Source organism: Streptosporangium sp. NPDC004379, assembly GCF_042873875.1.
Taxonomy (GTDB): Bacteria; Actinomycetota; Actinomycetes; order Streptosporangiales; family Streptosporangiaceae; genus Streptosporangium.
The window spans coordinates 129,706-155,529 of record NZ_JBIAMC010000011.1 but is presented as its reverse complement, the minus strand read 5'-3'; the positions used below and the strand labels follow the sequence as shown (position 1 = coordinate 155,529).

The window sequence follows — 25,824 nt, the reverse complement described above, 5'->3', positions numbered from 1 at the left end:
GGGACGGTCAGTAGTGGCCGAGCTCGACGTCCTCCAGCACACCGAGCGCGTCGGGGACCAGGACGGCGGCCGAGTAGTAGGCGCTGACCAGGTAGGAGATGATCGCCTTCTCGTCTATACCCATGAAGCGCACCGACAGACTCGGCTGGTACTCGTCGGGGATGCCGGTCTGGTGCAGGCCGACGACCCCCTGGTGCTCCTCCCCCACCCTGAGGGCGAGGATCGAGGTCGTCCGGTTCGCCGTGATGGGGATCTTGTTGCAGGAGAAGATCGGGATGCCGCGCCAGGCGGGCACCGTGTTGCCGCCGAGGTCGATGCCCAGGGGGTAGAGTCCCCGCCTGCTGCACTCCCGGCCGAACGCCGCGATGGCCGTGGGGTGGGCGAGGATGAAGTGGGTGCTCCTGCGGCGGCTGATCAGCTCGTCCAGGTCGTCCGGCGTGGGCGGTCCGCCGCGGGTGTGGATCCGCTGCTTGAGGTCGGCGTTGTGCAGGAGGCCGAACTCGGGGTTGTTGACCAGCTCGTGCTCCTGGCGCTCGCGCAGCACCTCGATCGTCAGACGGAGCTGCTCCTCCACCTGGTTCATCGGGTCGTTGTACAGGTCCGCCACCCTGCTGTGCACGCGCAGCACGGTCTGCGCCACGCTGAGCTCGTACTCGCGGGGCGCGAGCTCGTAGTCGACGAACGTGCCGGGCAGGTCGGGCTCTCCGCTGTGCCCGGCGGCCACCTCGACGGCCGCCTCGCCGTACCGGTTGCGGGGGCCCCGGGGCTCGGCCAGCAGGCGCAGGTGCGCCTGCAGCGCCTCGGAGCGGCCGTTCACCTCCTGGAAGGCAGCCAGCGGCAGGATCATCGCGATGCCCGAGGTGACGGCCCTGGCGGTGAACTCCCACTCGTCGTGGGGGTCGGTCAGGGTCTCGTCGCCGAAGTGGTCGCCGCCGGCCAGCGTCCCGAGGACGACCTCGTCGCCGTAGGGACCCGTGCCGATCTTGTTGACCTTGCCGTGGGCGATGATGACGATCTGGTCGGCCGGCTGCCCGGCCTGCACCAGGACGTCTCCGGGCGCGAACTCGCGCTGCTCGAACCGCGCGGCCAGCGCCTCCAGCGTCTCCGAGTCGTCGAAGGTCCGCAGCAGCGGCAGCTCGCACAGCTCCGCCGGGACGACGCTGATCCGCGACCCCGTGGTGACGAAGCTGACCCGCCCGTCTCCCACGGTGTAGGTGAGCCGGCGGTTGACCCGGTAGGTGCCGCCCGAGACCTGCACCCACGGGAGCATCTTCAGCAGCCACCGCGAGGAGATCTCCTGCATCTGCGGGACCGTCTTGGTCGTCGTCGCGAGATTGCGCGCCGCGGCCGTACTCAGGCTGAGCCGCCCCCGGCCCGCGTCGGACTCCGTCACAACACACACCACCTATCCGCACTCGTATCGAAAGGGGGGAGGAACGAAACATGGATCGGAAAATGCGGAATCGACAGATCGCCGGCGGTCGAATCAGCGAGACTTCCAGCGCCCGTAGCGGTCGATCATACCGACCGGCGTCACGGACGGGCTCAATTTTGGGTTCCCGTTAAATGGCCTGTCAAGCTCTGGATATCGCTTGGCAAATTACAAAAAACGCTATTTTCCCAAATCGACCGCAGATAATGAGAGGTGATTTATACCGACATCTCCGGCTCCGCACCGCCGGCCGGACAGGCTCCCGCCGACGGCCCGCCGTTCCCGCACCGCCTCGTTCCGCCCTCGTCCCGACCTGGCCGAGGCCGCGCCGGCCTCCACCGGCCCCGCCGGCCCCCGCCGATCCCCTCCGTTCCGGCCGGTGCCCACGGGCCCTCCACCGGCCCGGCCCGGCGCGACCGGCACCGGAGACGTCCCCCTGGAAACCGCGCCCCCTCCCCGCATCCGGCACGGCCGCCCGCGGAACCACCGGGAAAATGCCCTTCCAACCCGGCTGGGATCATCATCATGGAAATAATCCGAAAAAACGGCGTCGCCCGCGGAAAACCCACCGGCGCCCTCCGCCCGCGACCCGGCGGTTTTCCCGGCGGCACACCGGTGAATCCTCCGGAAACGGGTGTCCGGCCCCGCGCGGCGGGTAGGGGCACCCTCCCCGCGGCGCGGACGCGCCGTGCGGGGACGGCTCTCACCGCCCCCGCACGCGACGTCCTCCCGCGGCGCGGACGGCCCCGCCGGTACGGCGCGGCGCGGCGACGCCGTACCGGGAAGGACACACGACCGATCATGAGGAGAAGCAGGTGACCCACGAAGAACGGCCCACCGGTCCCGCCGGGGGCCGGGCCCCCTCCGGCCCCTCCGAGGACCGCACCGCCCCGGACGTCGACGACGTGACGGCCGAGGCGCTCGGGAAGCTCTCGGAGGCCCTGGAGACGACCGAGCGCGCCCGCGGGCACCTCTACTCCTTCCACCAGCTCACCGGCCATGCCGACTTCCAGCTCGACGAGGCCGTGGAGCTGCTGCGCGCGGCGGGGCACACCGAGCTCGCCGACACCCTGTCCGAGGAGCTGATCGGCCGCGACGTGCTGCCCGGCCACTGGTCGTTCCAGATCGTGGAGGGCTACGACGACTCCTACTACCGCCTCTTCACCGACCTGGAACGGCGGATCAGGGAACGGCTCGCCGGCGGCCGCCGGCACATCCACGAGGCACGGTTGCGGGAGCGGCGCCGCACCCCGGCCCCCCGCTCCGGCGGATGAGGCCCCTACGGGCGGCCGTCCCTACGGGCCACCGGTCCCGGCCTGGCACGACGCTCCGGGCCGGGGTCCCGCCCACCCGGCGGGCCCCCGGCGCACGGGCCGGGGAAGGCGCTCGCCGTGTCCCGGGGCCGCGCGCCGTACAGTGGGCCGCATGAGCGTAGTCGAAACGGTGGGGCTGGTCCTGCACCCGAGGCGCGACTCCAAGGAGGCCATCGACACGATCGTCGAGTGGGCGAGCTCGCGGGGTGTCACGGTGTACGGCCTCACCGACGAGGTCGGGCGGATCCACTGCAGCGCCGTGCCGGTCGACACCCAGCAGCTGGTGGAGCGCTGCGACCTGCTGGTCAGCCTGGGCGGCGACGGCACCATGCTGCGCACCATGCGGCTCATCGCCGGACGGCCCACCCCGATCCTCGGCGTGAACCTCGGCAAGCTGGGCTTCCTGGCCGAGATCGACGTCGACGAGCTGACCTCGGCGCTGCAGGCGATCGAGGACTACCACTACATGGCCGAGCCCCGCATGGCCATCCGGGCCACCCTGCCCGACGGGGAGACGGTGACGGCGTTCAACGACGTCGCCATGGTCCGCATCCCCGGCTGCGGGCTGGCCGCGGTGGCGGTGTCCGTGGAGGACCACCCGTTCGTCCGTTACGCGGCCGACGCCGTGATCGTGGCGACCTCCACCGGATCGACCGCGTACAGCTTCTCGGCGGGCGGGCCGATCGTCTCCCCGATGGTCGAGGGTTTCCTGGTCGTGCCGTCCGCCGCGCACTCGGCCTTCAACCGGGCGCTGATGCTCTCCGCCGACGAGAAGCTCACCCTCGAGGTGCTGCCGACAAGCGGGCAGCTCGCCCTGGAGGTGGACGGCGCGATAGGCACGCACCTGACGGCCGGCGACCGGATCACGGTCACCGCGGTGCGCGCCGCCGCCTGGGTCGTACGGCTCGGCGGCTCCAGCTTCTACGAGCGCGCCCGCCGCAAGCTCCGCGTCAACGGCAGCGCCGAGATCGACCTGTAGACGGGGACCGGCCGGCCCCCGCCCCGGACGCCTTCGGGGACGGGGGCCGGCCGGCCTGGGACGCGCGGCCCCGGTTCCCCCGGGCGGCTCAGGCGGACGGGGACGAGCCGTTCACCGTGAGGATCCGCTCGGACGTCTCGATGGCGGGGAAGGTCCCGGTGTCGATGATCCCGTGCTCCCGGTACGCGGCCTCGATGAGGGCGTGGGCGCGGGGCTCCAGCTTCCACAGCGCGCGGAGCTCCCGGGCGGCGGCCGGCGAGATGCCGGTCTCGTGGGCGATGTCGGCCGCGCGGGGGACGAACTTCCGGTCGATCTGCCGGTCCCAGTACTCCCGCGCCGCCCGGATCAGGGCCGCGCGCTGCGCCGTGTCGACGACCGGCGCGGGGTCCGGCGCCGCGCCGTCGGCGGTTGCGAGGCCCTCGTCGTCGTCATCGTCCAGCAGCACCGCCGAGGCCGGCGCGGCCGCGGGCAGCGCCCCCTGGGCGGCCGGCGCGCCCGGGGCGGCGGGCGTCTCCTGAGGCTCGGGGGCCCACGGGACGGGCGGCCGCAGGTCGATCAGCGCCGAGGTGTTGAACAGCGCCCCGATCTGGGACAGCAGCGCCTCCTGACGGGCCGGGTCGGCCGCCAGCCCGGTGTGCTCCACCGCCTGGTCCATCGCGCGGTCCAGTTTGGCGAGAGCGGCGCGCATCTTACGGTCGGACGCCCCGGCCGCGCGGAGCGCGCGGGCGCGCTTGGCCGCCAGGGCGACCCGGGTCAGCCTCCGGTGGGCGTCCACCTCGCTGGCGGTGCGGTCGCTGACCTCGGCCAGCCCGATCCGGACGAGCATGCGCTCGGGGGTCATCCGCCAGTTGATGCGGGAGCGGCCGGTGATGCGGTGCCGCTCGATCGCCATGCCGCGCTCCCACAGCCAGGCCGCCACCAGCGGGGCGGAGAGCCGGAAGACGGCTTCGGCGACGCTGCGGGCGTCCATGCTCGACAGGACGGCGGTCAGGCCGGTGAGCGCCCACACGGCGACGCCGTCGATGCCGGCGGAGAAGTTCTCCCTCATGTTGCGGCGGGCGCGCACGGCGCTGGTGACCACGGCGACCTCGATGAACGCGAACAGCAGCAGCCGCAGCGGCCCGTCGAAGCCCAGGACGTCGCCGGAGAAGCGCCACATGCCCTGGGCGGACACGCCGGTGGCGATGCTGGCCGCGACGATGGTGAGGATGTCCTCGGCGGGACGGGGCGCCACGTGGGCACGGAGGAAACGGCCGGCCGCGCGCAGGGCGGCGCGGAGCGCGAAGCAGACGAGGGCCAGGACGGCCAGGGCGAGCACACAGATGACGGCCGTCAGGACCGGCTGGTCCGAGGTGAAGGTGGTGATCTGATCGATGGGAGGCATCAGTTGCGGTCCGTCGGTCTCGGGGTCCGGCAGGAGATCTCCAGATCATCCCAGAATGTTCGCCGCGTTTCGCGTGAAACGGATACTCATTCCAGTGACTGGAGTGACATTCTGTGATGTTCCCGGCGGCCGGTCCGGGGTCAGGCGATGGTGATCAGTCTGATGAGCTGCTCGCGGAAGTGGTCGTAGTCGTCGACGGCCCCGAGCAGGATGTTCGAGGTGCGCTCCTCCCGGCGCGCCTTCGCCAGTACCTCCCGCCCGCCGGGGGTGATCTGGACGAGGAGGCGGCGGCGGTCACGCCCGTCCGTCTCGCGCGTCACGTATCCGGCCCTGCGCAGCCGTTCGATCGTCTTGCTCATCGTCTGGTCGGTCACCCGGCACAGCGTCGCGAGCTCCCGCTGCGAGAGGCGGCCCTCCACGAGGTGGTGCAGGGCGATCAGCCCGGCATGGGTGAGGTCGTGGGCCGTGAGGAAGTCGCCGAAGCGTCCCTCCACCAGCCGCGCGGCCACCGACAGCAGGCGGCCGGTCGGCCAGGAGTGGATGTCCGCGCGCACCTCGTCGGGGCGGCGGACGACCTCCCACGCGTCCTCCCTGCCCTCCGTGCCCTCCGGGTTCCTCCCGCCGTCCGCCGGACCGGGGTTCTTGCCGCCGTCCGCCGGAACCGGGTCTCTCGCGTCCTCCGCCGGGCCCCCGGCCGCCCCTTCCGCCACGGGTCCAGTTTTCCAGAACCGCGGGCCCCGCGGTCAACCGACGTCTCCGGTGACGGGCATGCCGGTCACCGGCCGCCCGGTGGCCGCCGCCACGGCCGAGGCGACGGCGGCGCTCGCGGGTGGGTAGGCCAGCTCGCCGAGCCCTCCGGGAGGGGCCGACGACGGAAGCACGGTCACGTCGATCCGCGGCACCTGGCCGATGCGCGCCCACGGGTAGTCCGCGAACGACGACTGCGTCACGCGCCCGTCGCGTACGGTGACCCGCGCGCCCAGGACGGTGGAGATCGCGTCGCAGACACCGCCCTCGACCTGGGCGCGGACGCCGGAGGGGTTCAGCGCGGTGCCGACGTCGACCGCGGCGGTCACCCGCTCGACGGTGAGGCCGCCGCCGTGTTCCCGCACGTCCGCCACGATCGCGATCGCCGAGTCGTAGTCCAGGTGACAGGCCGCCCCGCGCCCTCTTCCGCGCCCCCGCAGGGGACGGCCGGCGCGGGACGCGGCGGCGTCGAGCACCCGGCGCAGCCGGGAGCCCTCGGGCAGCAGGCGGCGGCGGAACTCCACCGGGTCGGCTCCGGCGCGCCCGGCCAGCGCGCTCAGGAAGCACTCCTCCGCGTAGACGAAGGGACCCGCGTACACCGACCGCCAGAACCCGGTGCGCAGCGGCGCCGGGCTCAGGGCGACGTCCACCTTCCCGGGGACCTCGTAGGGGAAGTGGTCGCCGCTCGCGAGAACGAGCGCCGGGTCGTTGAAGATCGGGACGGTGGTGAGCGGCCAGGTCGCGACCGAGTGGGACCGCCACGTGGGCCTGCCCGAAGCGTCGGTGACGGCGGTGAGCCGGTGGGCGGACATGGGCCGGTAGGAGTCGTGCCGCATGTCGTCCTCGCGGGTCCACACGACCTTGACCGGCGCTCCGGCCGCCCGGGAGCAGGCCACGGCCTCCAGCACGAAGTCGAACTCGATGCGCCGCCCGAACGCGCCCCCGGCGAGGGTCGTCTCGACCGTGACGGCCCCGGGGTCGAGCCGCAGGATCTGGGCGAGCCTGGCGCGCAGGCCGCCGGGGTCCTGGGTGGGCGTCCACACCGACAGGCGGCCCTCGGCGGTCAGGTGCGCGGTGGCGTTCATCGGCTCCATCGGCGCGTGGGCGAGCAGCGGCAGCCGGTAGGTCGCCTCGGCGGTGACCGGGGCGGGCGACGGCCCGGCCGGGGGCAGGGCGGCCTCCAGGCCGTCCAGCCACAGGCGGCTGTCGGCCTGGGGAGAGCCGCCCGCCCAGGTGACGGCCAGCGCGTCGCGCCCGCGCAGCGCGGCCGCCGTCGTGCGCGCCACGACCGCGACCCCGCCCGCCGTGCCGCCCGCCGGTTCGAGCCGCACGACCGTGACGACCCCGGGTACGGCGCGCGCCGCGGCGTCGTCGAGGGCGGAGACGGACGCCCCGAGCCACGGCGGCCGCCGCACGACGGCGACCAGCCCGTCCGGGCGGACGACGTCGATCCCGTAGCGGGCGCGGCCGGTGACGATGTCGCGGGCGTCGACGCGCGGCACGGGGCGGCCGACCACCCGCCAGTCCTCGCGGGGAACGGGCGTGACGGTGACCGTGGCCGGGTCGATCGCCGCCGCCTCGGCCACCAGTTCGCCGTAGGAGAGCCTGCCGTGCCGCCGATGGCGCACGTGTCCGTCACGGGCCTCGCACTGTTGCGCCGGGACCCCCCACCGCGCGGCCGCCGCCGCGACGAGCAGGCAGCGCGCGGTGGCGCTCGCCGTACGGAGCGGCTCGGTCATCTGGCGCACCGACGTGGAGTTCGCCACCATCTGCGGCCCGTACCTCTCGGTGTCGCCCGGGGCCTGCCGTACCCGCACCGTCTCCACGGCGACGCGGAGCTCCTCCGCCACCAGCATGGCGGCCACGGTGCGCAGGCCCTGACCGGAGTCGGGGCGGGGGACGGTGACCGTGATCTCGCCCTCGGCGGTGACGCGCACGAAGACGCCGGGCTCGAACGGCGCGGGAGGCTCGCCGGGGGCCGGGGCCGCCGGGGCGGGGCCGGAGCCGGCGCGCTCGGGCAGCGGCACGACGACCAGAAGGGCCGCGCCGCCCAGCGCGGAGAGGAATCCCCTCCGGTCCATCACCGCTCCTTCCTGGCCAGCCGCGCGGCCAGCCGTACGGCCTCGCGGATGCGGGTGTAGGTCCCGCAGCGGCACACGTTGTCGCGCAGCGCCCGGTCGATGGCGTCGTCGCCGGGGTCGGGGTCGGCGGCCAGCAGCGCGACCGTGGACATGATCTGTCCCGGCTGGCAGTAACCGCACTGCGCCACGTCGCGCTCCAGCCACGCCCGCTGCACGGGGTGGTCGCCATCCTCCGACAGGCCCTCGATCGTGGTGACCCGGCGGCCGTCGGTCTCTGCCACCGTGCGGACGCAGGGGCGCGCGGCCTCGCCGTCCACCAGGGACACGCATGCTCCGCAGGCCCCCACCCCGCAGCCGTACTTGGGGCCGGTCAGGCCCAGTTCCTCGCGCAACGCCCATAGCAGCGGGGTGTCGCCCGGCAGGTCGAGCTCGTGATCGACGTCGTTGACGCGCAACCGGTAGGTGGGCACTCTCGCCTCCGCGGGCGGCCGGGAACGTTCAGGTTACTGATCATCCTGTCCGGGGCGGCGGGTGTCCGCAAGGGGATGTTCAGCCGGCTGTACGATTTGGCATGATGTTCAGCGTGCTGAACGATATGCGTGCCGCGAGCCCGGGCCGCGTCCTGTTCTGGGGCGTCGCCGCCAGTGCCGTCCTGACCGGGCTCGTGTGGCTGCTGGGCCAGCGCCTGGAGGACTTCCGGCTCACCCTCCTGCCCGACCAGGGCGCGTCCTGGTACTACTGGAAACTTCCCGATCCCACCTTCTGGAGCCGGGCCACGGCGTGGATCGGCTACGCCGCCCACCAGCTCGCCGCCTGGGGCCTGATCTACTACGCCCAGACCAGGGTGCGCCGCTACGCGGTGGGCCTGCACCCGGTGAACGTCGTGGCGCTGGCGGTCAACTTCGGCTTCATCGTGTTGCACACCCTGCAGACCCACCTGTTCTACGACGGTCTCGCGCAGGATGTTTCGATCTTCAGCTCGCAGGGTTCGGTGGTGATCCTGCTGGTCGTGGTGCTGCTGATGGAGAACCGGCGCCGCGGGCTGTTCGCCGGCCGCCCGGCGCCCATCTCCGCCGAGGTGGTCGGGTTCGCCCGCAGATACCACGGCTACCTGTTCAGCTGGGCCGCGATCTACACCTTCTGGTACCACCCGATGGAGAACACCAGCGGGCACCTGATCGGCTTCCTCTACATGTTCCTGCTCCTGGTGCAGGGCAGCCTCTTCCTGACGCGGGCGCACGTCAACCGCTGGTGGACCGCGTCACTGGAGCTCATGGTGGCGGTGCACGGCACGCTCGTCGCGGTGATGACCTCCGGGCCAGGCGGGGCGTGGCCGATGTTCCTGTTCGGCTTCCTCGGCGTCTTCGTGATCACCCAGATGCACGGCCTCGGGATCCCGCGCGGCGTGCGGTGGCTGCTCGCCGCCGCCTACGTCGCCGCCGTCCTGGCCGTCTACGCCGGACGCGGCTTCGGACGGGCCGACGAGGTGGTGCGGATTCCCGCCATCGAGTACCTGCTGGTCGGCGTCCTGGCGGTGCTGCTCTGGCTCGCTCTGCGGATCGCCCGGATGTTCCGGGCGGCCGGTACGGCCGGGCCGGGCGCCGGGAAACCTCCCGGCGACGCCGTCGCCCCCGCCCGGGAGAGCCTCGGCGGACCCGTCGGAGAGACCGCGGACGGACCCGTCGGGGAGGCCTCACGCGGACGCGTCAGCCGGGCCCGGAGCGGCCGGGAGCCGTCGGAGACCGCCGCCGGCGGCGGGGACGGCGTCCCGCGGCCGTGACCGGAACCCCCGATGTCCCGCCTCCGGCCGCCTCCGGCCGTAGATCCGCACCGCACGCCTCCGGCGCGGGAAAGGACTCCTCCGGCCTGGAGAAGAACCCCGCGGTCCCCGCCCGCGGATCCGGGCGGGCCGTCCCGCGCGCCGCGGCGGACCCCCCGTCACGTCTTCGCCTGATCGCCGTCCTGCCGTCCGCGGCGTGCGTCGCCGTACCGGTGTGGGTGGTGGCGACCCGGTGGCCGAGCCTGGTCGCCGCCCACCCGGCGTACCCGGTCACGCTCGGCGTCGTCGCTCTCGCGGGAACGCTCGCGATCGTCCGGACGGCCCGGCGGCGGCGCGCGCCCACGAGGGCGGGCCACCGTACCGGGTGGATCGCGTGGACCGGCCGGGTGGCGGGCGCGCTCGTCACGGCGGCGGTGCTGTTCGCGCTCGTCTGGCTGCGCCCGTTTCCCGCCGGTGAGACCGCCGTGGCGGTGTCCGAGGGGAGGTCCGGATCCGGGACGGCGAGCGGGACCGCCGGCACGCCGCCCGAGGGGTCGTCCGGGTCCGGAACGGCGGGCACGGCCGCCGGGGCGGTCGCCGTGGTCCACTCCCCCACCCGGATCGAGCTGCGTCCGAGCGTGCCCCGGGGCCGGAGCGGCCTGGTCTTCTACCCCGGCGCTCGGGTCGATCCCCGCGCCTACCTGCCCCTGCTCCGTCCTCTCGCGGAACGGGGCCACCTCGTCGCGGTGGTCAAGGCGCCGTTCGACTTCGCCCTGCTCGCGACCGGCGCCGCCGCGGACGTGCTGGACGACCACCCGGAGGTCAGCCGGTGGGTCGTCGGAGGTCACTCCCTCGGCGGCGTGGCCGCCTCCCAGTACGTGAGCGGGCACGACGGCAGGGTGGGCGGCCTGCTGCTGTGGGCGTCCTACCCGGTCGACGACCTGTCGGGCCGGACGGATCTCTCGGTGTCCTCCGTCTCCGGCGATCGGGACGGCTTCACCACCCCGGAGGACATCCGTGCCTCCCGGGAACTGCTGCCCGCCGCGACGCGCTTCGTGACGGTGCCCGGCGCGGTGCACGCCTTCTTCGGGGACTACGGCCCGCAGCCCGGTGACGGCGAGCCCGCCACGACGCGTGCCGCCGCGCAGCGGGAGATCGTCGCCGCGAGCGCGGCGGCACTGGCGGCACTCGGCTGACCCCGGCCGGGTTGCCGGAGCGGACCGGGACCCACTCGCGATGGAGCGGACCCCGGCCATGCGGTCACCCGCCGGCCGCGAGGACCTCCAGGATGCCCTCGCCGTACTTCGCCAGCTTGTTCTCGCCGACGCCGCTCACCTCACCCAGCTCCGGCAGCGACGACGGGGAGCGGGTGGCGATCTCGCGCAGCGTGGCGTCGTGGAAGACCACGTAGGCGGGCACGCCCTGCTCCTTGGCGGTGGCCGCGCGCCAGGCGCGCAGCCGCTCGAACACCGGCAGGGCCTCCTCCGGCAGCTCGGCCGGTACGGCGGAGCGCGTTTTAGCGGCCTTGGCGGGCTTCGCGGCCCGCGCCGCCCGCGCGGGATCGCGCCGCAGCGGGACCTGCCGCCTGCGGCCCAGCACCTCCCCGCTCGCCTCGGTGAGCACGAGCGTGCCGTAGTCGCCCTCGACGGTCAGCAGGCCCTGCGCCAGGAGCTGGCGCACGACGGCGCGCCACTCGCCCTCGCCCAGCTCGGTGCCGATCCCGAACACCGTCAGGGAGTCGTGGCCGTGCTGGAGGACCTTGGGGGTGCTCCGGCCGAGGAGGATGTCGATGATCTGCCCGGCGCCGAACTTCTGGCGCCGCTCGCGCTGGAGCCGGAACACCGCCGACAGGAGCTTCTGGGCGGCGATCGTGCCGTCCCACGCCTCCGGCGGCGTGAGACAGGTGTCGCAGTTGCCGCAGGCGTCGCCCCGCTGGCCGAAGTAGTCGAGCAGCCGGGTCCGGCGGCACTCGACCGTCTCGCAGAGCGCGAGCATGGCGTCGAGGTGGGAGGCCAGACGGCGACGGTGGGCGTCGTCGCCCTCGGAGGTGTCGATCATCCTGCGCTGCTGCACGACGTCCTGCAGGCCGTAGGCCAGCCAGGCGGTCGAGGGCAGGCCGTCGCGCCCGGCGCGGCCGGTCTCCTGGTAGTAGCCCTCGATGGACTTGGGCAGATCGAGATGGGCGACGAACCGCACGTCGGGCTTGTCGATGCCCATGCCGAACGCGATGGTGGCGACCATGACGACGCCGTCCTCGCGCAGGAAGCGCGACTGGTTGGCGGCGCGGGTCTGCGCGTCGAGCCCCGCGTGGTAGGGCAGCGCGGTGAACCCCTGCTGGACCAGGAACTCGGCGGTCTTCTCCACCGAGGCCCGCGACATGCAGTAGACGATGCCGGAGTCGCCGGGGTGCTCGGCGCGCAGCAGCTCCAGCAGCTGCCGCCTCGGCTCGTTCTTCGGGACGATGCGGTACTGGATGTTCGGGCGGTCGAAGCTCGCCACGAAGTGGCGGGCCTCCCCGAGGTTGAGCCGGGTTGCGATCTCCGCGTGGGTGGCCGGGGTCGCGGTCGCGGTGAGCGCTATCCGCGGGACGTCGGGCCAGCGCTCGTGCAGGGTGGACAGCGCGAGGTAGTCGGGCCGGAAGTCGTGGCCCCACTGGGCCACGCAGTGCGCCTCGTCGATGGCGAACAGCGAGATCTTGCCGTTGCCGAGCAGACGCAGCGTCTGCTCGGACCGCAGCCGCTCCGGCGCGAGGTAGAGCAGGTCGAGCTCCCCGGCGACGAACGCCTCCTCCATCCGGGCGCGCTCGTCGGACTCCTGGGTGGAGTTGAGGAAACCGGCGCGCACCCCGAGCGCGGTCAGCGCGTCGACCTGGTCCTGCATCAGCGCGATGAGCGGCGAGACCACCACGCCGGTGCCCGGCCGGACGAGGGCCGGGATCTGGTAGCACAGGGACTTGCCGCCGCCGGTCGGCATCAGCACCAGCGCGTCGCCGCCCGCGACGACGTGGTCGATGATCTCCTGCTGGCCCTCCCGGAACGAGGGGTAGCCGAAGACGCGCTGCAGCACCCGCGCCGCCTCGCTCACCTCGGAGCCCACTCCGGAGCCCGGCTCGGGATCCACCTCGAAGCCCGGCTCGGGGCTCACCCCGGGGCTCACCCCGGGGCCCGGCTCGGGACTCGGCTCGGGACTCGGCTCGGGACCGCTCTCAGGCGAAGACATCGCGTCATTCTATGAGGCCCCCGGAGCCTTCCGGGGAACACCGGCCACACCGGTCCCCATCCGGACACGCGACTCCGTGACCCCGGTGACCCCGGTGACCCCGGTGACCCCGGTGACCCCGTGGTCGGGTGCCTCGCGAGAGAGGCCCGCCCGTTCGGAGCGGCCCGCGGGTCCGGGAACGGCCCGCGTTCCGGCCGCGAGAAGGCGGCCCCACCCCAGGCCGACACCGGAACTTTATCTTTGCTTTATCCGTCATCAGGAAAAAGCCGGATCCTTCCTAAAAGAAAGGTGGAACGCCGATCGACGCTTCAGGTCCGCTTTCCGGATACGAAGGGGAGCTCCGCCCGCGGAGCGATCACACCGGCCGGTCGTCACGCCCGGAGACCGTGCTCACCTGGGACGGCGACACGCTCGTGGCGGCCGACCCCGCCAACGCGCGGACGGTGCGGCTCACGCCCGCCGCGTTCCGCCACTACTGGTACGAGCAGGCGCTCGCCGAGGTGAACGGCAAGAAAAAGGAGCCCGCGGTCGTCGGCGGGCTCGCGTTGCTGGACGGCGACGGCCTGGTGCTCCTCGACCTCCCGGGCGAGTGGCGGGGGTGGGAGGTGCGACGCTTCGCATCCGTGCGAGGGGTGCCCGTGCACGAGGGGCCCACGGGCCGCCCGGAGCCGGTGCGGGTGGCGCTCGCCAGGCGCGCGCCCGGGTGGACGCGGCTCACCGGACGCTCGCACCCCCGGCCGTCCCGGCGGCGAAGGATCGCGGTGCTCTGCCTGGGCGTCGGGGGTCTGCTGGTGATGGCCTACGTCACGGCGACGCTGGGCGGAGCCGCCTGGCGCGCGCTGTCCTGGCTGGGCCGGTTGCTGCTGGACGGCGTGGAGCACAAGTGGCTGCTGGTCGTCTTCGGCCCCCTGGCCCTCCTGACGGGCCCGCTGCGCCAGAGGCTCCACCGTCTGTTTCATCGTCTGCACACCAGGCGCGGCACCGCCCTGGGACCGCCCGGCGGCCCCTTCCTCTTCATCGGCAGGGGCGACGTGCTGCGCATCCACCCCGCTCCTCCGCTGGCCGCCGACAGGCTGGCCATCGGCCTGGGGCCCCGGGACGTGGCGGGTCTGCTGCTCTACCGGTACGAGAGCCTGCGCGGGCTCTTCGTCTTCGATGTGAACGGCCGCCCGCTGCGCCACCTGCCCGGCCCCTGGCCGCCGGAGGAGACGTATCGCTTCGCCGTACGGCACGGCCTGGGCTGCGAGATCCGCGCCCTGAGCCGGGAGGAGTACCTCGACCTCACCGCCCGCGTCCGCGACGCGCTCCCCTGACACCGTGACCGTCCGCCCCGCGCGAATCCGCAAGGGGCCCTCCGTCCGACGGCGGCCGGGGTCCCGGCCGGGACCGGCGGGAGCGGAACCTTGGCACCGCGGAGCCCCCTCCGCCAGGATCGGATCATGGACTACACCGTGGAACCCGTCGCCCACGTGGTGGGCGGGAGGGCCGAGAGGTTCGAGGACCACTGGCGGGACGTGACCGCCGTGATCCGCGTGGCGGACCACGTGCCCGCCGACGCGACGCTCGGCCTGTCGGACTTCTCCCACCTCGAGGTGGTGTTCCTCTTCGACCGGATCGATCCGGCCACCATCGACCCCACCGCCGCCCACTCCCGCGGCAACCCCGCCTACCCCGTGGTCGGCATGTTCGCCACCCACCGCCCCCACCGGCTCAACCGGCTCGGCGTCTCCCGCTGCCGCCTGCTGCGCGTCGAGGGCCGCGACCTCCACGTCGCGGACCTGGACGCGCTGGACGGCACCCCCGTCCTCGACATCAAGCCCTACATGCGGGAGTTCGCCCCGCAGACCCCCGTCCGCCAGCCCGGGTGGAGCAGCGACCTCATGCGCGACTACTACCGCTCCCCCGGAGAGGACCCAACGTGACCCTGGTACTGATCCACGGCGGGCTGTGGGAGGACGGCATGGACGCGGAACGGTTCTGGGCCGCCTCCGGCGTCATGGGCGCGTTGCGCGGGCACGGCCTCGCCGTACACGCACCGGACCGGCCGGAACGGCCGGAGAGCTGGGATGAGGAGGCCTCCTGCCTGGAGGAGACGCTCCCGGACGGACCGCTGACCGTCCTGGGCGCCTCCAACGGCTGCACGACCGCGGTACGGCTGGCACTGACCCGTCCCGGCCATGTCACCCGGCTGATCCTGGCCTGGCCCGCGACCTGCGGAGATCCGAGGGCCGACGGTTACGCCCGCGAGCACCTCGCCGCGCGGGGCGCGTCCACCGGCACGATCGACCGCCTGCTGGCCGGGCAGACCCTGCGCGGCGTCACCGACGCCGAACTGGCCGGGCTCACCGTCCCCGTGGGGGTGGCACCGCCGATCCCCAACCCGTTCCACCGGCGCTCGACCGTGGACGCGCTGCTCACACTGGTCCCCGACTCGGTCGAGATCGGGCCCGGGACGCCCGAGCCGCCCCGGCCGGACTTCCCCGCCCACCGGGAGGCGTTCGTCTCCGCCGTGCTCGGCTTCGTCCGCTGACCGCTGACCGCTGACCGCCGCGTCCGGCGGCCGGGGACGCGGAGGGTCCGGGCGGGGAGTCGTCCCGCCCGGTTCCTCCGGTCACGCGGTCACGCGGTCACGCGGCCATGCGGCCCCGGAGCGGCGGTCAGTCCTTCCGGAGGGCGATGCGTGCGATCCGCTCGGCGGTGCTGAAGTCTCCGGCCGAGACGAGGTTCTTCATCACGCCGACGCTGGTCCCGGTGGCGGTGTCCGCGAAGGCCGCGGTGCCCCCGCTGCCGCCCATCCCGAACACGGTCGGCCCGAGGTCGAACAGGCCGACCGCGTAGCCCAGCCCCATCTTCGCGGGGTTGCCGGCGACCTCGTCGACGCCCTCCACCGCCACCGACGACAGCTCGCGCAGCCGTCCGGGTGACACGAGCGCCCCGTTCAGCAGCGCGTCGTACATCCGCGCCACCGCGCGGGCGGTCATGGTGCCGCCCGCGGGGATGTCGGAGGTCAGCACGTCGGCGCGGTTGCCGAACGCGGCGTCCGGCATCGCCGCCATGGGCGCCGCCGTGTAGCCGTCCACCACCCGGAAGAACGGGATCTGCGCCAGCATCTCGGCGGGCATCTCCATCGCGGGCGTGGCGTCCTCCAGCCGGGCGAGCCGGCCGAGCTCCGGCTCCGGGACGCCGAAGAACAGCTCCCCGGCCACGCCGAGCGGTTCGGCGATCTCCTCCCTGAGCACCTCGGAGATGCGCCGGCCGGTCACCCGGCGGACGACCTCGCCGAGGATGTAGCCGTAGGTCTGGGCGTGGTAGCCGAACCGGGTTCCCGGCTCCCACCACGGCGCGGCGGCGGCGATCGCGGCGCACATCCGGTCCCAGTCGCACAGGTCCTCGGGCGTGGTGTCGACCGGCAGCCCGGGAACCCCGGTCGAGTGGGTCAGCGCGTGCCGTACGGTCGCCTTCTCCTTGCCGTGTGCGGCGAACTCGGGCCACACGTCGGCGATCGGCGTGTCGTAGTCGAGGGCGCCGCGCTCGGCCAGCACGTGGACCACGGCCGCGGTCACGCCCTTGCCCGTCGAGGTGGCGTAGACGGGGGTTCCGGCGGTGAGGGGGCGGCCCGTCTCCGTGTCGGCGACGCCCGCCACGACGTCGGCCACGAGCTCGCCGCGCCGGTAGACGGCCACCTGCACGCCGCGCTCCGCTCCGGACCCGACGAGCTCGTCGACGGCCGCCCGCAGGTCACGCTGAAGATCGGTCATGGTGGTTCCTCTCTCGAAGTCCCCTGTTCGGGGTCACCCACCCATGAGACGAGGGAGACACGGAAAAGGAATCGGTCGCCGCGGCACGGCTTTCCCGGGACCGGCCGCCGCGGCACGCCCACCGTGGCCGTCCGCGCGGCGCCGGGTCATCCGTACGGCGGGCTCGTACGGATGACCCGGCGCCGGGCGGCTCACAGCGCGGGTGGCAGCCCGAACCGGTCGAAGACCTCGTTCCCGTACGTGGTCACCTGGGTCACCAGCCCGTCCTCGATCCGCAGCACGCCGAGCCAGGAGGGGCGGAAGTCCGGATCGCCGGCCCGGCGCAGGTACGCGGCGGCGGCGGGCTGGCGGTTCGCCCGGACGGGCAGGACCCGCCAGTCCCCCCACGCCTCGGGGCCGATCATGGCCGGGGTCCAGGCCGCGACGAAGGTCTCGCGGCCCAGCAGCCAGATGGGCCGCGGCGGCATCGTCTGCAGGACGTCCTCGCGGAGCACCTCCAGCAGGACGGCGGGGTCGGCGTGTTCGATGGCGTCGATGTAGCGCCGCAGGACGGCGCGTTCCCGCGCGGTGGGCTCGGCGGAAGGGGCCCACTCCAGCCGCCGTGCGGGCAGGTGCCTGCGGAGCGTCGGCCGGGCCCGCTGCAGGGCGCTCTTCACCGCCGCGACGGTGAGGTCCAGCGCCTCGGCGGCCTCCTGCGCCGGCCAGCCGAGCACGTCGCGCAGGATCAGCACCGCGCGCTGCCGGGGCGGCAGGTGCTGGATCGCGACCAGGAAGGCCAGCTCGATCGTCTCGCGCTCGATGACGGTGTCGGCGGCGTCCAGCAGCGTGTCGGGGTACGGCTGCAGCCACGGGACCGCGCCGGAGGACGGCGGGTCGAGCCCGGGGTCGGCCGCGGCGGGCGCCGGTCGCGGCTCCGGACGGCGAGGGTGTGCCCGCAGGTGGTCCAGGCAGGCGTTGGTGGCGATCCGGTACAGCCAGGCCCGCAGGCCGTCGCCGTCGCGCAGCGTGTCGCGGCGGCGCCACGCCCGCAGGAGCGTCTCCTGCACCAGGTCCTCGGCCTCGTCGAAGGAGCCGAGCATCCGGTAGCAGTGCACGTGCAGCTCCCGCCGGTGCTCCGCCAGGCGCTCGTCCAGCCCGTCCACGGCCGTCACCCCGTCCGGGGCGGCCGTCCGGCCCGGCGGACGTCCCTCCGGGGCCCGGGGGGCGTCCGGGGCGGGCGGTCTCGTCCCGATCTCCACCATGGCGGGCATGCTAGCCGTTCCGCCCGCTCTGCGGCCTTGCATCCGGATGCCGCCCACGATGAACGTCAACCCATGGTTGACGACCCTTAATCGTCAACTTATGGTTGACGATATGGAGAACCCGATCAATCCCACGAACCCGGTCAGGCTCGACGACATGATCGAGGCGATCAGAAGGGCGCACCCCGACGCGCTCGACCAGCTCTCCGACGCGGTCATCGCCGCCGAGCACCTCGGCGAAGTGGCCGACCACCTCATCGGCCACTTCGTGGACCAGGCACGCCGGTCGGGCGCGTCCTGGACCGATATCGGCAGGAGCATGGGCGTCAGCAAGCAGGCGGCCCAGAAGCGTTTCGTCCCGAAGGTCTCGGACGAACCGTTCAACCTCGACCCCGCCCAGGGGATGAGCCGGTTCACCGAGCGGGCGCGCAACGTCGTGGCGGCGGCCCGCCGGGAGGCCCACGAGGCCGGCGACGATGAGATCCGCCCGGAGCATCTGACGCTCGGGCTGCTGAGCGAACCGCAGGCCATCGCCGCCAGGGTGCTCGCCGAGCACGGCGCGCCGCCGGACGCCGTACGGCGGGCCGCCACCGCCACGCTGCCCCCGGCGGCCGACCAGGTGCCCGATCCCGTCCCGTACGGCTCGCAGACCCGCAAGGCCCTGGAACTGACCTACCGGGAGGCCCTGCGGCTGGGCCACAACTACGTGGGGACCGAGCACATCCTGCTCGGGCTGCTGGAGCTGGAGAACGGCACCGGCCCGCTCTCCGGGCTCGGCGTCGGCAAGGCCGCCGTGGAGGCGGACATCATCGCCGTCCTGGCCGCCTTCACAGCCCGGAAGCAGAGCTGACGGCCGGGAGACTAGTGACGCACCCGTTCCGGTGGTGACGGGCTCCCGGCCCGGAGACCCGTCACCTCGGAAGCCCGCCGGTCCGGGAGTTCGCGCCGCGCACGGACCGGGGAGAGGAAGACCGGCAGAAAGGCCGTCGCCAGCAGGACTCCGCCCGTCCAGAGGGTGACGCGTACGCCGGCCAGCTCGCCGACCAGGGCGGCCACGGCCGCGCCGACCGCGAGGGCGCCGGTGAGCAGGAACCGGAAGGTGGCGTTCATCCGGCCGAGGAGGGCGTCCGGGGTCATCCGTTGCCGCAGGCTCACACCGAGCACGTTGTCCATTCCCGTCTTGAACATGGCCAGCAGCCAGCCCGCCCCCGCCACCCACAGCCAGGCCCCGCGGCCGACGAGCGGCACGAGCAGTCCCGCCGGGGCCAGGCACAGACCGGCGACGCCGAGCGTGCGGCCGTAGCCGAGCCGCCCGGCGCACGGCGGAGTTCGCCCGGACGAGCCCCTCACGGCCGACCAGCTGCGGCAGCACGCTCTGCGAGCCGACGTCGAAGAACACGGTGGCGCAGCCGTTCAGCAGGACGACCGCGTAGAGCTGCCCGAGTGTGAGCGCCCCCAGCCACCAGGCCAGCGGGACGGAGGCGAACAGCGCCGCCCGTACCAGGTCCGCGGCGATCAGCACGCGCCGGTGACGCATCCGGTCCACCCACGCTCCGGCCGGCAGGCCGATGAGGAGGAAGGCGGCGGTGCTCAGCGCGGCGAGCGTTCCGACCTGGCCCGGGCCCGCGTCGAGGGCCGACACGGCGATGAGCGGGACGACGACGTAGCCGACGTTCGTGCCGAGCTGGCTGAGGGCGGTCGCGGTGAACAGCGTCCTGAAGTCGGAGGACCGCCACGGGGAGTCGAGGTTCACGACCCGCTCTCAACGGGGGTACGGTTCCCGGCCGCCGTCCTGCCCACCGCGGGGGTCTCGCCCTCCACGGGGGCCTCGCCGCCCGCGGAGGCCTCCCTTCCCGAGGGGACCTCACCGCTCACGGAGGCCTCGCTCTCCGGAGAGACCTCGGACCTCGCGGGAGCCGGCGACGACGGTCGCCCGCGCCTCCGGCTCATCCCGACGCCGACGACCACGACGATCATCCCCGTCATGACCCGGGGCCCGAGATCCTCGCCGAGCACGACGGCTCCCAGCATCAGCGAGACGACCGGCAGCAGGTACCCGACGGCGGCGGCGCCGGTCGGGCCCTCGTCGGCGATGAGCCGGTAGTTGAGGTAGAAGGTGAACCCGGTGCTGAAGATCCCGAGGATGACGACGGCGGCCACCGCCTCGGCGCCGAGGGCCGCCGGGACCGCGCCCCCGGTGAGCAGGACCGGCACGCTCAGTCCCGCGGCGGCGGTGAGCTGGGCCGCCGAGAAGGCGATGGGAGCACCGCCCTTCCCGGTGAGCGTGCGGTCCATGTACGCGAAGGCGACGGCGTAGCTCGCCGCCGCGCCGAGCAGGGCGAGGGCTCCCCAGCTCAGCAGCCCGGCCCGGTGCCAGGGAGCGAAGATCAGCAACGTGCCGGCGAACCCGAGCAGCAGCCCGGCCAGCCGTACCGGATGGAGCCCGCGCTCGGTGCCGGTGGCGAAACCGATCAGCAGGGACCACAGCGGGGTCGTCGCGTTCAGGACCCCGGCCACTCCGGAGTCCACGGTCTGCTCGCCGACGCCGAAGAGGAAGAACGGCAGGGCGTTGCAGAAGAACGCGGCCACGACCAGGTGTCCCCAGGTCGCCCGGTCCCGCGGGAGGCGCTGGCGCGCGGCGCGGGCCAGCACGAACAAGACGCCCGCGCCGAGCGCGGCGCGGGCGAAGGTGATCTGGATCGGGGTCAGCCCGTGGTTCAGCGCCAGTTTGATCCACAGGAAGGCCGACCCCCACAGCAGCGCCAGCATGCCCATGCGCACCAGCGAGCCTCGTTCACCGAACATCCTTTTCCTCCCGTTCCCTCTGGCATGCACGCTGCCGAAGTTCACCTGGAAGGACAAGTGAAAAGTTGTGGACCAACCTTTAAACTCTGCTACATGCTTGATGTGCGGCGCATGCAGGTCCTGCGCGCGGTGGTCACCAGCGGGTCGGTGACCGCCGCGGCGGCGAATCTCGGATACACCCCTTCCGCCGTCAGCCAGCAGGTGGCGGCGCTGGAGAAGCAGGCCGGCATCGCACTGCTGGAACGCGTCGGGCGCGGCGTGCGGCCCACGGCGGCCGGGCGGTTGCTGACCGAGCACGCGGCGGCCATCGGCAGGCAGGTGGCCGCGGCGGAGACCGCCCTGGCCGACCTGCGCGACGGGCGCACGGGGCGCCTGACGGTCCGCTACTTCGCCACCGCGGGCGCCACCGTGATGGCCCCCGCGCTCGCCCGGCTGCGTGAGGAGCACCCGGGCGTGCGGGTCGACCTCGCGACGACCGACCCCGCCGATCCGCTGCCGGAGGTGACGCGGGGCCACGCCGACCTCGCCATCGTGGTCCGGCCCCACGGCGGTTCCCATGAGGGAGTACGTTTCGTCCACCTGCGCGACGACCCTTACCGCGCCGTCCTGCCCAAGGGACACCGGCTCGCCGCCAAGCGGGTCCTGGACCTGGCCGACCTGGCGGCCGAGCCGTGGGTCGGCGGGGAACGGCCCGGCCCCTGCCTCGACGCCGTGATCGACGGCTGCGCCGCGGCGGGCTTCAGCCCGAACGTCGTGGTGGAGGGCGACGACTACGCCACGGCGCAGGGATTCGTCGCCGCCGGCCTCGGAATCAGCCTGATCCCCGAGCTGGGGCTGACCCGCCGCCACCCCTCCGTCACCGTGCGGAGGATCCGCAGGCCGGAACCGGTACGGGCCATCCACGCCGCGGTGCGGGAGACATCGCTGGGCCAGCCCGCCCTGGAGGCGTTCCTCGCCGCCCTGCGGAGCGCGGCCGCGCGGTGACCGTACCGCTATCGTCCGGTCTCGACCACGGGCGGTCCCACCTCGTGCTCTTCGATCAGCCGTTTGGGCGCCGTGAGGCACCACGCCTCGGTGACCAGCTCGAACAGCTCCTCGGCGTCGATCCCGGCCAGGTGCACGACGACCCAGCCGAACCGCCCGGCGGTGAACTGGACCTCGAAGACCTCCGGCCGCTCGGCCACCAGCGCGATCTGCTCCTCGATCGTCGCCTTCAGCCCGACCGTCTCGGTCCTCTCCCACAGGTAGCCGAATCCGTTGCCCCGCACCTTCAGCGAGATCCAGTCACCGCCGGGGCTCTGCTGGACCTCCGGCAGCCGGTCCAGCATCCCCAGGAACTCCTCAACACTCACACCCATGGCCGAAGACCTACCAGAGCCCTCCGACATTCGGCGCGTTCCGCCGCCTCACCCCGGTACGGCCCGCCGGAAACGAGCGACGAATCCGGCACGCCGCACCGCAGGCGGGAACCTTCCGTCCTCGGATGCGAGACGCCGTAGGGCCCCGGGCTGCCGGCGGGGATGACAGACGGGGCGGGACGCCGGAACTGTCGGTGGGGCGGGGGATGATGCCCCGATCGAGTCACGCGCCCGAGGAGAGGAGCCCGTCATGGAGACCGTGGTCTCGGCGGACGGCACCCGCATCGCCTTCGAGAGGCTGGGCGAGGGTCCGCCCGTCGTCGTGGTGGGCGGTGCGACCTGCGACCGTACGGTGACCCGCCCGCTGGCGGAGAGGCTGGCCCGGCGCTTCACCGTGATCAACTACGACCGGAGGGGCCGCGGCGACAGCGGGGACACCACTCCGTACGCCGTCGAGCGCGAGGTCGAGGACATCGCGGCCCTCATCGTCGCGGCCGGCGGCACCGCGTTCGTCTACGGCCACTCCTCCGGCGCCGCCCTCGCCCTGCACGCGGCGGCCCGCGGCCTGCCCGTCGGCAGGCTCGTCCTGCACGAGCCGCCCTTCTCCCCCGGCGGCGAGCGGGGGCGCGTGATGCGCGAGACCGCGGACGAGGTCGGGAAGCTGCTGGCGGAGGACCGGCGGGACGACGCGCTCGCACTGCATCTGTCGATGACGGGCATGCCGCCGGAGGCGGTCCGGGAGATGCGCCACCGGTCATGGTGGGCCGGCTGGGCGGCGAAGGCGGTCACGCTCCCCTACGACTACGCGGTCCTCGACGAGGCCGGCCGGGGCGGTGTGACGCCGGCCGAGCAGGCCCGCGGCGTGTCCGCCCCCACCCTGGTCGTCTGCGGCGGGGCGAGCCCGGCGTGGCTGCTCGACGAGGACCGGCGGGTCGCCGACGCCCTGCCGGACGGACGGTACGTGCTCCTGGCGGGTCAGGAGCACGTCGTTCCTCCGGAGGTCCTCGTCCCGGTGCTGGCGGAGTTCTTCGCCGGCTGACCGAGCGGGCGGTCGTCGGCGGGCTCCGCCGGACGGGCGCGTAGGGCGCCGTGTGACGACGACACCCGCCACGGGATACGGCGGCTGTCGTCCCGTCTCGTCCCGGAGGCCGAGCTGAGGCCGAACCCGCGGAGCGGATCGCAGGAGCGGTGACACCTGGGGCAGGTGGTGCGCATAAGCGCGTTGATCACGGGTAGTCCGGGCTGGCCCGAACGAGACGAAAGGAGTCTCCCATGTCCACCCTCACCCTTCTCCTGCTGATCCTCGCCCTCGCCTGCTTCGTGCTGGCCGCGTTCAACATCGGCGGTCCCCGGGTCAACCTCATCGCCCTCGGCCTGGCCCTGTGGGTGCTGACCGAGCTGATCCCGAAGCTCGGCGACCTCTGACCGCGCGGCGGGAGGCCGTTCCCTCCGCGTGAGCCCTCCCGCGGCGCACGCCGCGGGTCACGTCCTCTCCGCCCGCGTCCGCCCTCCCCGTCGGCGCTCGTCTTCCCCGCAGTCGCCGTACGGGTGAGGGCGGACGCCGGGCGTCAGAGGCGGTAGACCCGCGTGGCCGTCCCGCGGAACACGGCGTCGCGCTCGGCGGGTGACAGTCCCGCGTCCGCCAGCAGCGACGCGGCGGCGTCCGTCCAGGCGGGCAGCGACCCGGCCAGGAGGCAGACGGGCCAGTCCGAGCCGAACATCAGCCGGTCGGGCCCGAAGGCGTCGAGCACGACCTCCGCGTACGGCCGCAGCCGCGCGGCGTCCCAGTCGTCCCACCGCGCCTCGGTGATCATTCCGGAGAGCTTGCAGGTCACGTTGGGCAGGGCCGCCAGCTCGCGGATCAGCCCGGCCCAGGGGTCGAGCCGCCCGTCGGCGATCGGCGGCTTGGCGACATGGTCCAGCACGAGACTCAGGCCGGGCAGCGCGCGTGCCGTCTCGATGGCGGCGGGCAATTGGCAGGGCAGGACCAGCAGGTCATAGCTCAGCCCGGCGTCCGCCACCCGCCGCAGTCCCCGTCGCACGTCGTCGCGGGCCAGCCAGCGCGGGTCGGACTCGGCCTGGACGAGGTGCCGGATGCCGCGCAGCAGTTCTCCTCCCGGTGAGGCGCGCAACGCGTCGAGTTCGCCGGCGAGGTCGGGCCGGGTCAGGTCCGCCCAGCCGACGACGGCGCCGACGGGGCCGGGCCGCGCCGCCGTCGCGAGGAACTCCCGGGTCTCCTCCGCGTCGGGCAGCACCTGCACGAGCACCGACGCGCCGATGCCCGCCCCGGCCGCGGCCTCCGCGTAGTCGGAGAGCGTGAAGTCGCGGCGGATGGGCGACATCCCGGCGGGGTCCAGCCATGCCTGGGGACGCCGGGCCAGGTCCCAGAGGTGATGATGGGCGTCGACGTACGTCATCGCAGTGCCTCCCGCGCCAGCTGTCTGAGGGGTCTGCCGGTGGCCGCGGCGAGCTCGGCCAGGTCGTCGTACTCGGGTTTGGCTCCCCACGGCCCGTGTTTGATCCGGACCGTCCGGCCGTACAGCTCGACGGTCTCGAAGCGCCGGGGCAGCATGAGCTTGTCCACCGTGCCGCGGCGCAGCCCGAGGGTGCCGGTCTCGGTGAAGATCAGGTCGCAGAGGCGGTCGGCCAGCGCGGGATCGGCCAGGACGTGCAGGACATGGGCGGGACGGCCCTTCTTCATGACGGCCGGGGTGACCCAGGCGTCGGCGGCGCCGGCCGCGAGGGCCCGCTCGATGACATGGCCGAGGGTCTCGCCCGTCACGTCGTCCAGGTTCGTCGACAGGACCACCTGGGCCCGGGACTCGTACACCGGTTCCGGCGCCGTCCCGGCCGCGGGCCCGGCGGCCGACCCGGCCTGCGGCGTCCCGGCCGCGGACTCCGGAGCGGTCCCGAGCTCAGGAGCGGTCCCGGGCTCCGGAGCGGTCCCGGGCTCCGGAGCGGTCCCGCCGGTCGGTCCGGGCCGCGTCGTGCCGGTCGCGGGCCCGGGTACGGCCTCGGCCGCCGGTCCGGCCTGCGCCGTCCCCTCCGGGGGTTCGCCGAGGATCGCCACCGTCACGTTGGGCCGGTCGGGCAGCACGCGGGTGCCCGCGCCGTACCCCGTGGCCCGGAGGGTCATCTCCGGCGGGGGGCCGTACACCGTGTGGAGCGCGCGGAGCAGGGCCGCCCCCGTCGGCGTGACCGTCTCCCCCGGCGCCGCGTCGCCGCGGACCCGGGCCCCGGCGAGGAGCGCGAGGGTGGCGGGCGCGGGCACCGGCAGCACCCCGTGCCGGGTCCGTACGGTGCCGGAGCCCATGGGCAGCGGCGCGCAGTGGACGCGCGTGACGCCGAGTTCGGCGATCGCCGCCGCGCAGCCGACGATGTCGACCAATGTGTCGTGCCCGCCGAGCTCGTGCAGGTGCACCTCGGCGACCGGCACGCCGTGCAGGGCGCTCTCGGCCTCGGCGATCGCGGTCAGGGCGGCGCCGGCGACGGTGAGCCCCGTCCGGGCCGCCATTTCGATCAGCTCCGAGGCGGCGCGTTCGGTGGCGTCGTCGTCGACCTCGACCCGGACGCGGGTGGCGACGAGCGCGCCGGTGCGGACCCGCTCGGCGTCCAGCCGCCAGCCGGTCAGACCGGTCGCGGCGACCGCCTTCCGCACGCCGTCGAGCGAGGCGCCGGCGTCCAGCAGCGCGGCGAGCAGCATGTCCCCGGCGAGGCCGGTGAAGGGGTTCAGATAGAGGATCATGGC

24 protein-coding genes and 1 pseudogene are annotated in these 25,824 nt (G+C 73.8%); 11 read left to right on the top strand and 14 right to left on the bottom strand.

Going from position 1 to position 25,824, the window contains the following annotated elements:
• Nucleotides 1-7: 7 nt before the first annotated feature.
• The gene (locus ACFYSC_RS23905) at nucleotides 8-1,393 is read right to left on the bottom strand and encodes a family 2B encapsulin nanocompartment shell protein (protein WP_362935393.1); all 1,386 of its coding nucleotides are present in this window, start codon (nucleotides 1,391-1,393) and stop codon (nucleotides 8-10) included.
• Between the two features lie 854 nt (nucleotides 1,394-2,247).
• On the opposite strand from ACFYSC_RS23905, the gene ACFYSC_RS23900 reads away from it, so the two are divergent.
• Nucleotides 2,248-2,706: a hypothetical protein gene (locus ACFYSC_RS23900; RefSeq protein ID WP_389965540.1), complete on the top strand. Its 459-nt coding sequence runs from the start codon at nucleotides 2,248-2,250 to the stop codon at nucleotides 2,704-2,706.
• A 151-nt stretch (nucleotides 2,707-2,857) separates the two neighbouring features.
• Complete coding sequence (locus tag ACFYSC_RS23895; RefSeq protein ID WP_389965537.1) at nucleotides 2,858-3,724, top strand: NAD(+)/NADH kinase; 867 nt, start codon at nucleotides 2,858-2,860, stop codon at nucleotides 3,722-3,724.
• 88 nt (nucleotides 3,725-3,812) lie between these two features.
• Here ACFYSC_RS23895 and ACFYSC_RS23890 read toward each other — a convergent pair whose 3' ends face one another.
• The 4 genes from ACFYSC_RS23890 to ACFYSC_RS23875 form a co-directional block, all read right to left on the bottom strand.
• On the bottom strand, nucleotides 3,813-5,108 hold the full coding sequence (locus ACFYSC_RS23890) for a hypothetical protein (RefSeq protein WP_389965534.1): 1,296 nt from the start codon (nucleotides 5,106-5,108) through the stop codon (nucleotides 3,813-3,815).
• A 140-nt stretch (nucleotides 5,109-5,248) separates the two neighbouring features.
• Complete coding sequence (locus ACFYSC_RS23885) at nucleotides 5,249-5,818, bottom strand: MarR family winged helix-turn-helix transcriptional regulator (protein WP_389965531.1); 570 nt, start codon at nucleotides 5,816-5,818, stop codon at nucleotides 5,249-5,251.
• Nucleotides 5,819-5,851: 33 nt separating this feature from the next.
• Nucleotides 5,852-7,936 carry a molybdopterin cofactor-binding domain-containing protein gene (locus tag ACFYSC_RS23880; RefSeq protein ID WP_389965528.1) on the bottom strand — a complete coding sequence of 695 codons (2,085 nt, stop codon included), beginning with the start codon at nucleotides 7,934-7,936 and terminating at the stop codon, nucleotides 5,852-5,854.
• Nucleotides 7,936-8,406 carry a (2Fe-2S)-binding protein gene (locus ACFYSC_RS23875; RefSeq protein ID WP_389965524.1) on the bottom strand — a complete coding sequence of 157 codons (471 nt, stop codon included), beginning with the start codon at nucleotides 8,404-8,406 and terminating at the stop codon, nucleotides 7,936-7,938. The genes ACFYSC_RS23880 and ACFYSC_RS23875 overlap by 1 nt, the downstream gene beginning before the upstream one ends.
• A gap of 113 nt (nucleotides 8,407-8,519) precedes the next feature.
• Here ACFYSC_RS23875 and ACFYSC_RS23870 point away from each other — a divergent pair, with 113 nt between their 5' ends.
• Nucleotides 8,520-9,716, top strand: coding sequence for a hypothetical protein (locus ACFYSC_RS23870; RefSeq protein WP_389965521.1), 1,197 nt, complete (start codon nucleotides 8,520-8,522; stop codon nucleotides 9,714-9,716).
• On the top strand, nucleotides 9,713-10,891 hold the full coding sequence (locus tag ACFYSC_RS23865; RefSeq protein WP_389965518.1) for an alpha/beta hydrolase: 1,179 nt from the start codon (nucleotides 9,713-9,715) through the stop codon (nucleotides 10,889-10,891). The genes ACFYSC_RS23870 and ACFYSC_RS23865 overlap by 4 nt, the downstream gene beginning before the upstream one ends.
• A gap of 64 nt (nucleotides 10,892-10,955) precedes the next feature.
• Here ACFYSC_RS23865 and recQ read toward each other — a convergent pair whose 3' ends face one another.
• Nucleotides 10,956-12,914, bottom strand: a complete 1,959-nt coding sequence (gene recQ / locus ACFYSC_RS23860; RefSeq protein WP_389965515.1) for a DNA helicase RecQ — start codon at nucleotides 12,912-12,914, stop codon at nucleotides 10,956-10,958.
• A gap of 386 nt (nucleotides 12,915-13,300) precedes the next feature.
• Between recQ and ACFYSC_RS23855 the strand changes: the two genes are divergently transcribed.
• From ACFYSC_RS23855 to ACFYSC_RS23845, 3 genes are all read left to right on the top strand, one after another.
• On the top strand, nucleotides 13,301-14,227 hold the full coding sequence (locus ACFYSC_RS23855) for a hypothetical protein (protein ID WP_389965512.1): 927 nt from the start codon (nucleotides 13,301-13,303) through the stop codon (nucleotides 14,225-14,227).
• 126 nt (nucleotides 14,228-14,353) lie between these two features.
• Entirely contained in the window at nucleotides 14,354-14,836 is a 483-nt protein-coding gene (locus ACFYSC_RS23850) for an SAM-dependent methyltransferase (protein WP_389965509.1), read from the top strand.
• Nucleotides 14,833-15,444: an alpha/beta hydrolase gene (locus tag ACFYSC_RS23845; RefSeq protein ID WP_389965506.1), complete on the top strand. Its 612-nt coding sequence runs from the start codon at nucleotides 14,833-14,835 to the stop codon at nucleotides 15,442-15,444. Before ACFYSC_RS23850 ends, ACFYSC_RS23845 begins: the two co-directional genes overlap by 4 nt.
• Before the next feature lie 127 nt (nucleotides 15,445-15,571).
• On the opposite strand, the gene ACFYSC_RS23840 is transcribed toward ACFYSC_RS23845, so the two are convergent.
• Both ACFYSC_RS23840 and ACFYSC_RS23835 read right to left on the bottom strand, forming a co-directional pair.
• Nucleotides 15,572-16,672 carry a serine hydrolase domain-containing protein gene (locus ACFYSC_RS23840; RefSeq protein WP_389965503.1) on the bottom strand — a complete coding sequence of 367 codons (1,101 nt, stop codon included), beginning with the start codon at nucleotides 16,670-16,672 and terminating at the stop codon, nucleotides 15,572-15,574.
• Between the two features lie 191 nt (nucleotides 16,673-16,863).
• A complete protein-coding gene (locus ACFYSC_RS23835; RefSeq protein WP_389965501.1) occupies nucleotides 16,864-17,913 on the bottom strand; it encodes an RNA polymerase subunit sigma-70 in 1,050 nt (349 codons plus the stop codon).
• Nucleotides 17,914-18,013: 100 nt separating this feature from the next.
• Between ACFYSC_RS23835 and ACFYSC_RS23830 the strand changes: the two genes are divergently transcribed.
• On the top strand, nucleotides 18,014-18,763 hold the full coding sequence (locus ACFYSC_RS23830) for a Clp protease N-terminal domain-containing protein (RefSeq protein ID WP_389965498.1): 750 nt from the start codon (nucleotides 18,014-18,016) through the stop codon (nucleotides 18,761-18,763).
• Between the two features lie 11 nt (nucleotides 18,764-18,774).
• Here ACFYSC_RS23830 and ACFYSC_RS23825 read toward each other — a convergent pair whose 3' ends face one another.
• The 3 genes and pseudogenes from ACFYSC_RS23825 to ACFYSC_RS23815 all read right to left on the bottom strand — a co-directional run bounded on the left by ACFYSC_RS23825 (nucleotide 18,775) and on the right by ACFYSC_RS23815 (nucleotide 20,718).
• On the bottom strand, nucleotides 18,775-19,263 hold the full coding sequence (locus ACFYSC_RS23825) for a hypothetical protein (protein WP_389965495.1): 489 nt from the start codon (nucleotides 19,261-19,263) through the stop codon (nucleotides 18,775-18,777).
• Nucleotides 19,264-19,294: 31 nt separating this feature from the next.
• Nucleotides 19,295-19,666: pseudogene (locus ACFYSC_RS23820) on the bottom strand (MFS transporter); the annotation flags it as partial.
• Entirely contained in the window at nucleotides 19,663-20,718 is a 1,056-nt protein-coding gene (locus ACFYSC_RS23815) for a DMT family transporter (protein WP_389965492.1), read from the bottom strand. The gene ACFYSC_RS23815 and the pseudogene ACFYSC_RS23820, both read right to left, overlap by 4 nt.
• A gap of 93 nt (nucleotides 20,719-20,811) precedes the next feature.
• Here ACFYSC_RS23815 and ACFYSC_RS23810 point away from each other — a divergent pair, with 93 nt between their 5' ends.
• Entirely contained in the window at nucleotides 20,812-21,702 is an 891-nt protein-coding gene (locus ACFYSC_RS23810; RefSeq protein ID WP_389965490.1) for a LysR family transcriptional regulator, read from the top strand.
• 8 nt (nucleotides 21,703-21,710) lie between these two features.
• Here the strand turns inward: ACFYSC_RS23810 and ACFYSC_RS23805 are convergent, their stop codons facing one another.
• The gene (locus ACFYSC_RS23805) at nucleotides 21,711-22,076 is read right to left on the bottom strand and encodes an MmcQ/YjbR family DNA-binding protein (RefSeq protein WP_362935443.1); all 366 of its coding nucleotides are present in this window, start codon (nucleotides 22,074-22,076) and stop codon (nucleotides 21,711-21,713) included.
• A gap of 250 nt (nucleotides 22,077-22,326) precedes the next feature.
• Between ACFYSC_RS23805 and ACFYSC_RS23800 the strand changes: the two genes are divergently transcribed.
• On the top strand, nucleotides 22,327-23,115 hold the full coding sequence (locus ACFYSC_RS23800) for an alpha/beta fold hydrolase (RefSeq protein ID WP_389965486.1): 789 nt from the start codon (nucleotides 22,327-22,329) through the stop codon (nucleotides 23,113-23,115).
• A gap of 233 nt (nucleotides 23,116-23,348) precedes the next feature.
• Nucleotides 23,349-23,501 carry a hypothetical protein gene (locus tag ACFYSC_RS23795; protein WP_362935450.1) on the top strand — a complete coding sequence of 51 codons (153 nt, stop codon included), beginning with the start codon at nucleotides 23,349-23,351 and terminating at the stop codon, nucleotides 23,499-23,501.
• 143 nt (nucleotides 23,502-23,644) lie between these two features.
• Here ACFYSC_RS23795 and ACFYSC_RS23790 read toward each other — a convergent pair whose 3' ends face one another.
• The gene (locus ACFYSC_RS23790; protein ID WP_389965482.1) at nucleotides 23,645-24,493 is read right to left on the bottom strand and encodes an amidohydrolase family protein; all 849 of its coding nucleotides are present in this window, start codon (nucleotides 24,491-24,493) and stop codon (nucleotides 23,645-23,647) included.
• Nucleotides 24,490-25,821, bottom strand: coding sequence for a nickel insertion protein (gene larC / locus ACFYSC_RS23785; RefSeq protein WP_389965479.1), 1,332 nt, complete (start codon nucleotides 25,819-25,821; stop codon nucleotides 24,490-24,492). The genes ACFYSC_RS23790 and larC overlap by 4 nt, the downstream gene beginning before the upstream one ends.
• Nucleotides 25,822-25,824: the final 3 nt, after the last annotated feature.

Bases quoted from the DNA above. Each gene is read 5' to 3' on its own strand.
- ACFYSC_RS23895 (WP_389965537.1), top strand. From the start codon at position 2,858: ATGAGCGTAGTCGAAACGGTGGGGCTGGTCCTGCACCCGAGGCGCGAC.
- ACFYSC_RS23890 (WP_389965534.1), bottom strand. From the start codon at position 5,108: ATGCCTCCCATCGATCAGATCACCACCTTCACCTCGGACCAGCCGGTC.
- ACFYSC_RS23880 (WP_389965528.1), bottom strand. From the start codon at position 7,936: ATGGACCGGAGGGGATTCCTCTCCGCGCTGGGCGGCGCGGCCCTTCTG.
- recQ (WP_389965515.1), bottom strand. From the start codon at position 12,914: ATGTCTTCGCCTGAGAGCGGTCCCGAGCCGAGTCCCGAGCCGAGTCCC.
- ACFYSC_RS23850 (WP_389965509.1), top strand. From the start codon at position 14,354: ATGGACTACACCGTGGAACCCGTCGCCCACGTGGTGGGCGGGAGGGCC.
- ACFYSC_RS23840 (WP_389965503.1), bottom strand. From the start codon at position 16,672: ATGACCGATCTTCAGCGTGACCTGCGGGCGGCCGTCGACGAGCTCGTC.
- ACFYSC_RS23835 (WP_389965501.1), bottom strand. From the start codon at position 17,913: ATGGTGGAGATCGGGACGAGACCGCCCGCCCCGGACGCCCCCCGGGCC.
- ACFYSC_RS23830 (WP_389965498.1), top strand. From the start codon at position 18,014: ATGGTTGACGATATGGAGAACCCGATCAATCCCACGAACCCGGTCAGG.
- ACFYSC_RS23815 (WP_389965492.1), bottom strand. From the start codon at position 20,718: ATGTTCGGTGAACGAGGCTCGCTGGTGCGCATGGGCATGCTGGCGCTG.
- ACFYSC_RS23810 (WP_389965490.1), top strand. From the start codon at position 20,812: ATGCTTGATGTGCGGCGCATGCAGGTCCTGCGCGCGGTGGTCACCAGC.
- ACFYSC_RS23805 (WP_362935443.1), bottom strand. From the start codon at position 22,076: ATGGGTGTGAGTGTTGAGGAGTTCCTGGGGATGCTGGACCGGCTGCCG.
- ACFYSC_RS23800 (WP_389965486.1), top strand. From the start codon at position 22,327: ATGGAGACCGTGGTCTCGGCGGACGGCACCCGCATCGCCTTCGAGAGG.
- ACFYSC_RS23795 (WP_362935450.1), top strand. From the start codon at position 23,349: ATGTCCACCCTCACCCTTCTCCTGCTGATCCTCGCCCTCGCCTGCTTC.
- ACFYSC_RS23790 (WP_389965482.1), bottom strand. From the start codon at position 24,493: ATGACGTACGTCGACGCCCATCATCACCTCTGGGACCTGGCCCGGCGT.
- larC (WP_389965479.1), bottom strand. From the start codon at position 25,821: ATGATCCTCTATCTGAACCCCTTCACCGGCCTCGCCGGGGACATGCTG.